4 protein-coding genes and 1 pseudogene are annotated in these 3,956 nt (G+C 58.4%); 4 read left to right on the top strand and 1 reads right to left on the bottom strand.

What is annotated here, in order from left to right:
- Together LD28_RS0111700 and LD28_RS0111695 are read left to right on the top strand one after the other, a co-directional pair.
- The coding region (locus LD28_RS0111700; protein ID WP_033137147.1) for a citrate/2-methylcitrate synthase at positions 1–411 on the top strand (411 nt) is incomplete at its 5' end.
- Between the two features lie 10 nt (positions 412–421).
- Positions 422–1,867, top strand: a complete 1,446-nt coding sequence (locus tag LD28_RS0111695; protein ID WP_033137146.1) for a bifunctional 2-methylcitrate dehydratase/aconitate hydratase — start codon at positions 422–424, stop codon at positions 1,865–1,867.
- Between the two features lie 287 nt (positions 1,868–2,154).
- On the opposite strand, the gene LD28_RS0111690 is transcribed toward LD28_RS0111695, so the two are convergent.
- On the bottom strand, positions 2,155–2,883 hold the full coding sequence (locus LD28_RS0111690) for a DUF8198 family protein (RefSeq protein WP_033137145.1): 729 nt from the start codon (positions 2,881–2,883) through the stop codon (positions 2,155–2,157).
- Positions 2,884–3,142: 259 nt separating this feature from the next.
- On the opposite strand from LD28_RS0111690, the gene LD28_RS0111685 reads away from it, so the two are divergent.
- Complete coding sequence (locus LD28_RS0111685) at positions 3,143–3,478, top strand: polyhydroxyalkanoic acid system family protein (RefSeq protein ID WP_033137144.1); 336 nt, start codon at positions 3,143–3,145, stop codon at positions 3,476–3,478.
- A gap of 257 nt (positions 3,479–3,735) precedes the next feature.
- Positions 3,736–3,956: pseudogene (locus LD28_RS0111680) on the top strand (wax ester/triacylglycerol synthase family O-acyltransferase); the annotation flags it as partial.

Raw genomic sequence — 3,956 nt, 5'->3', positions numbered from 1 at the left:
GCGCAGGCACGGCGCGAACTGTTGGCCAAGCTGGCGGCCAAGGATAAAGTGATGGGCTTTGGCCACGCCATCTACCGCACCTCGGATCCGCGCAACGTCATCATCAAGGCGTGGTCGGCCAAGCTGGCCGAAGCAGTGGGGGATGACCGCCTCTATCGCGTCTCCTGCGAGGCCGAGAAGGTGATGTGGGAGGAGAAAGAGCTCTTTCCCAACGCCGACTTTTTCCACGCCAGCGCCTATCACTACATGGGGATCCCGACCAAGCTGTTCACCCCCATCTTTGTCTGCTCGCGGGTCACCGGCTGGTGCGCCCACGTGATGGAGCAGCGCGAGCACAACCGGATCATCCGCCCGAGCGCCGACTATGTCGGCCCGGCCCCCCGTCATTTTGTCTCCCTACAACAACGATAAGGAAATCACGATGTCCGCCAACGTCGACGTCAACCACAGACCCGAGCCCGATCAGGTGCTGGTCGATATTGCCGATTACGTCTGCAACCACCCCATGACCAGCGAGGCGGCCCTCGACACCGCCCGCTACTGCCTGATGGACACGCTCGGCTGCGGCCTGCTGGCCCTGCGCTTTCCGGAGTGTACCAAACACCTTGGCCCCATCGTGCCGGGCACCGTCGTGCCCCATGGTGCCCGGGTGCCCGGTACCCAACTCTGCCTCGACCCGGTCAAGGCGGCTTGGGATATCGGCGCCATCATCCGCTGGCTCGATTACAACGACACCTGGCTGGCCGCTGAGTGGGGTCATCCATCCGACAATCTGGGGGGCATTCTGGCCACCGCCGACTGGCTCTCCCGTACTCGTGTGGCTGAGGGCAAGGCGCCGCTCACCATGAGCGATGTGCTGGTGGCCATGGTCAAAGCCCACGAAATTCAGGGGGTGCTGGCACTGGAGAACTCCTTCAACCGGGTCGGTCTCGATCACGTGGTGCTGGTCAAGGTCGCCAGCACCGCCGTGGTGACTCACATGCTGGGGGGAACCCGTGATCAGGTGATCGATGCGGTCTCCCAAGCCTGGGTCGATGGGCAAAGCCTGCGTACCTACCGTCATGCCCCCAATGCGGGTTCCCGCAAGAGCTGGGCGGCGGGGGATGCCACCTCTCGCGCGGTGCGCCTCGCCCTTATCACCATGAGCGGCGAGATGGGCTATCCCGGTGTACTGAGCGCGCCCAAGTGGGGTTTCTACGACGTGCTTTTCAAGGGCAACCAGTTCGCCCTACATCAGGGGTACGGCAGCTATGTGATGGAGAACGTGCTGTTCAAGATCTCCTATCCCGCCGAGTTCCACGCCCAGACCGCGGTGGAGTGCGCCATGAAGCTGCACGCTCAGGTGAAGGGACGGCTGGATGAGATCGACCGTATCGAGCTCACCACCCATGAGTCGGCCATTCGCATCATCAGCAAGGTCGGCACCCTCAACAACCCGGCCGATCGGGATCACTGCCTGCAGTACATGGTGGCGGTGCCGCTTATCTTCGGTCGCCTGATCGCCGAGGATTACGAGGACGATGTTGCCGCCGATCCCCGCATTGACGGACTGCGCGGCAAGATGGTGGTACAGGAGGACAAACGCTACAGCCGTGAATATCTGGAGGCGGACAAGCGCTCCATTGCCAACGCCATCCAGATCTTCTTCAAGGACGGCACTCACACCGCCAAGGTGGAGGTGGAGTATCCGGTCGGCCATCGTCGCCGGCGGGAGGAGGGGATCCCGCTGTTGGTGGAGAAATTCCAGCACAATCTGGCCACCCGCTTCCCGGCCAAACGGGTCAGCGACATTCTGGCCCTCTGTCAGGACGGGCCGCGCCTTGCCGCCACCCCGGTACACGCCTTTATGGATCTGCTGGTGATCTGACCGGTCTTGTATTGGGTTACATATCGGCAAACAGCGATAAACGAAAAGCGGGCTCATCGGCCCGCTTTGTCGTCTGGCAACTGTTATCTGGCAACCTCTTGCACAATCAGGCCTTGCTGCTTCTGGCTGTTACCAACGATCGGGCCTCGCGTTTTTGTCGTGTCAGTACCATCAGTACCGTCAGTACCACAGCAACGGCAACGATCCGCTCGCCGCGAGCTGTTTCACTGGCGCAACAGTGAACCATTTCAACCCGATTTATTTGCAACAATCTGCGTCTCTCGAGCTTAAGCCAGTACGCTGCTATCACCGTTAAAGAGCGCCGTCATGATCGCCGTCTCGCGACTGGCGATGGTCTCGAGAAACACATTGGCACGCCCCATCTGGTGACACACCTGATAACCCCGCTCCACAAAAGAGAAGAGCTCGCCGAGCCCGGCGAGATGGGCTGGCCCGGACACCAGCTTCAGGGTCGCGCCAAGCAGCGGCTTTCTCGCCAGCCGATCCAGCGTCATGCCAAGCTCGCTCACCAGCGTGATCTGTTGTTCGCGACGTGCCATCTCACCCACGGCGCGATAGGCAATGACGTAATGTTCGGCACTGATCGGATTGATACCCCCAATGCGGCGCAATGCCACCACCATCAGGTAGTCCAGCTCCTCGGAGAGGGCATCGAGTTCGATCGCCTGCGCCAGCACCCTGAGACCAGACTCCGGCAACAACCGCTCGGCGGTCGGCATTACCCGCATCACGTCTGCATCACGGCGGGCACAATCCCCGGGGCCATAGAGATCAGTCAGGAAAAACTCCGCGGCGGAACCGTAACGGTCACTCTCCAGCAGATCGCGATGGGTACGCCCCAACCGGTCGGCCTGCCATTGCCGCAGTCGGTCCCGATCCTGCTGATCTTCCTGGTGAGCACGCATCTGCTCGCGCAAGGCGGCGACCCGCTTGAGCTGACGGTAGAGTCGCCCCAGGGTGCTATCGTCATCGTGGCCATGGTCTTGATGCGTCATCTACAGCTCTCTGGCCTTGGGCCCATTGATGTGAAAGTGATGATATGGAGATACAAGTGAATGAAAAACAAGCAGCTTTTACTGTCAATTTGGTAACAAGTGTAGCGCGCCAAGGGGTGGGAATAAATGCCGGACGCCATTCACGGGGTTCAATGCGGTCGACTCTGTTAAGTGAGTCCCATTTATGTGAACAGCCCTTTCACTTGTTGTGAACATGTGTTTAATATCAATTAATTTCGTATAACCCAGAGTATCTACCATGTTCTTTTATGACTCGCTCGCTGGCAGCAGCTCACTCTCCACCATTCAGATCAGCCGTCAACATCCGCTGGGACTGGCCGCCGCACGACTCGCTGCCGAAGCCATCGCGCAGGATATGAGTGAGAGCTATCAACTCGACTGCGAATGGGCGGATGAAGAGGAGACCGAACTGCGGTTTCGCGGCTCAGGGGTACATGGCACCCTTACCCTGGACGATGAGACCCTGGAACTGGAAGTACATCTCGGCTTGATGCTGTTGCCGGTACGCAGTGTACTGGAGCAGGAGATCCTCGAGTATGTCGAACATCGCTTACCTTGTCCCAAACGTGTTTGAAACTATCCGCAACACAGCCATTAAATAAACGGAGCGTGAAAGATGACCGTTTAAAATAAGCGGGTAATGCCTGCTGTTTATCAACGTAATTAAACGGCCACATCGCGGCATTCTATTTTTTAATTTGACCATCATCTTCATTTTCATATTTCGAGTCGGCACTCACTATTGTCAACTTCACTGCTTAAGGCCCCATCCGGACATAAGGGCAGGAGCAACTTGCCGCCTCGGTAAATTCATTTTGTAGGGAAACAACCATGCCACTGAGTGAATTTATTTCCTGCGTCGATACCGCCTGGTTACGCATGGATAGACCCAACAACCTGATGCAGATCATCGGCGTTCTGATGTTTGAAGGGGAGCTTGACGAAGCGCAGTTGCGGGCCGGATTACGCCACACTATCTCGGTACAACCGCGCTTCCACCAGCGGGCCGTGCTGGAAGGGGGCACCTACTACTGGCGCCATGACCCAGATTT

The organism is Aeromonas finlandensis (assembly GCF_000764645.1).
Classification (GTDB): domain Bacteria; phylum Pseudomonadota; class Gammaproteobacteria; order Enterobacterales; family Aeromonadaceae; genus Aeromonas; species Aeromonas finlandensis.
Note: the sequence above shows the minus strand (reverse complement) of the source record. Positions and strands in the feature narration are given on the sequence as shown.